This window comes from Streptomyces sp. DSM 15324 (assembly GCF_001514285.1).
Classification (GTDB): Bacteria; Actinomycetota; Actinomycetes; order Streptomycetales; family Streptomycetaceae; genus Streptomyces.
This window is the reverse complement of the sequence record NZ_KQ949063.1, coordinates 1-2,501: the sequence shown is the minus strand read 5'-3', so window position 1 is coordinate 2,501 and position 2,501 is coordinate 1. Positions and strand designations below refer to the sequence as shown.

General features: G+C 70.9%; 1 protein-coding gene. It reads left to right on the top strand.

Features of this window, described 5'->3' with window-relative positions; genetic code table 11:
* Positions 1–54 precede the first annotated feature (54 nt).
* Positions 55–2,493, top strand: a complete 2,439-nt coding sequence (locus AQJ58_RS40180; protein ID WP_067259574.1) for a GcvT family protein — start codon at positions 55–57, stop codon at positions 2,491–2,493.
* Positions 2,494–2,501: the final 8 nt, after the last annotated feature.

The following is a 2,501-nucleotide window of genomic DNA, read 5'->3' as shown; positions in this document are numbered from 1 at the left end:
GTTGCGTAGACAGCAACTGAACCGGCTGGGCCGGTCTGATGCGGAGGTGCGGCGATGGCGGGACCCCGAGTGGTGATCATCGGTGCGGGTGTCGTGGGTGCGGCGCTGGCGGACGAGATCTCCGCGCGTGGCTGGACCGAGGTGACGGTGGTCGACCAGGGGCCGCTGCCCGCCACCGGGGGCTCGACCTCACACGCCCCGGGTCTGGTCTTCCAGACCAACTCCTCCAAGACGATGACGGAGCTGGCCCGCTACACGGTGGAGAAGTTCTGCTCGCTGGAGGTGGACGGCAAGCCGTGTTTCCTCCAGGTCGGCGGCCTGGAGGTGGCCACCACCGAGGAGCGGCTGACGGAGCTGCGGCGCCGGCACGGCTGGGTGACCGCGTGGGGCATCGAGGCCCGGCTGCTGACGGCCGAGGAGTGTGTCGAGCAGCACCCGCTGCTGGACGCCGGGAAGGTGCTGGGTGGTCTGCTGGTGCCGACGGACGGTCTGGCCAAGGCGGTCCTGGCGGTGGAGGCGCAGATCCGCCGGGCGACCGAGCGGGGTGTGACGTTCCTGGCCCGGCACGAGGTCCTGGACGTCCTGCACACCGGCGGTGAGGTGAGCGGGGTGCTGACCGACCGGGGGGAGATCGCGGCGGACATCGTGGTGTGCTGCGCGGGGATCTGGGGCCCGAAGATCGCCCGTATGGCCGGCATGAACCTCCCGCTGACCCCGCTGGCGCACCAGCTCGCCTGGACCGGCCCGATCCCGGCGCTGGCCGGGCAGACCGAGGAGGCGGTCCGGCCGATCCTGCGTCACCAGGACGCGGACCTGTACTACCGGGACCGTTTCGACGCTCTGGGCATCGGCTACTACGGCCACCGCCCGATGCCGGTCTCCGCCGACGACATCCTCTCCGTCGACGAGGCCGAGGCGATGCCGTCGGTGCTGGAGTTCACCGAGGAGGACTTCGCCCCCGCCTGGAGCCAGACCCAGGCGCTGCTGCCCTCGACCCGGGAGGCGAAGGTGGAGGAGGGCATCAACGGCCTGTTCTCCTTCACCACCGACAACTTCCCCCTGCTGGGCGAGTCCCAGGACGTCAGGGGCTTCTGGGTCGCCGAAGCCGTCTGGGTCACCCACTCCGCAGGCGTCGGCCGCGCGATGGCCGAATGGCTGGTGGACGGCTACTGCTCCTCCTTCGACCTGCACGAGTGCGACGTCAACCGGTTCGAGCCGCACCAGCTGGCGCCCGAGTACGTGCTGGCGCGGGACTGCCAGAACTTCGTCGAGGTCTACGACATCCTGCACCCGCTGCAGCCCTCGGGAGACCCGCGCCCGATCCGCACCAGCCCCTTCCACACCCGGCAGAGGGAGCAGGGCGCGTTCTTCCTGGAAGCGGCCGGCTGGGAGCGCCCGCAGTGGTACGAGGCCAACGCCGCCCTGGTCGAGGGCCGCGCCATCCCCGTCCCGAACGAGTGGGCGGCGCGGTTCTGGTCGCCGGTCGTGGGCGCGGAGGCACAGGTCACCCGCGAGACGGTCGCGATGTACGACATGAGCGCGCTGAAGCGGCTGGAGGTCACCGGTCCGGGTGCGGCCGACTTCCTGGAGCGGCTGACCACCAGCAAGGTCGCCAAGTCCGTCGGCTCGGTCACCTACACCCTCTTCCTGGACCACGACGGCGGGATCCGCAGCGATGTCACGGTGGCCCGGCTGGGCCGGGACGTGTTCCAGATCGGCGCGAACGGCAACGCCGACCTGGACTGGCTGATGCGGCACCTGCCCGCCGACGGCCGTGTCCAGGTCCGCGACATCACCGCCGGGACCTGCTGCATCGGCCTGTGGGGGCCGCTGGCCCGCAAAGTTCTGCAGCCCCTGACCGACGCGGACTTCTCCGCCGATGCACTGAAGTACTTCCGCGCCCGGCGCGCCTACATCGGCAGTGTGCCGGTGACCGCGATGCGGCTGTCCTACGTCGGTGAGCTGGGCTGGGAGCTGTACACGACGGCCGACCAGGGGCAGAAGCTGTGGGACACGCTGTGGGCGGCGGCCGAGCCGCTGGGCGGGATCGTCGCCGGGCGGGGCGCGTTCAACAGTCTGCGGCTGGAGAAGGGCTACCGCTCCTTCGGCACGGACATGACCTACGAGCACGACCCCTACGAGGCCGGGATCGCCTTCGCGGTCAGGCTCGACAAGGGTGACTTCATCGGCCGTCAGGCGCTGGAGCGGCGCAAGGACGACGTGCGGCGCAGGCTGGCCTGCCTGACCATCGACGACCCGGACTCGGTCGTCATGGGCAAGGAACCCGTCTACGACGGCGACCGCCCGGTCGGTTACGTCACCAGCGCGGCCTACGGCTACACCATCGGCAAGGCCATCGCCTACGCCTGGCTGCCCGCGGACCTCGCCGTCCCCGGCACCCCGCTCCACATCGGCTACTTCGACCGGCGCGTCGACGCGGTCGTCGCCGAGGAGCCCCTGTTCGACCCGTCCATGTCCCGCCTGCGCGGCTGAACGAACCC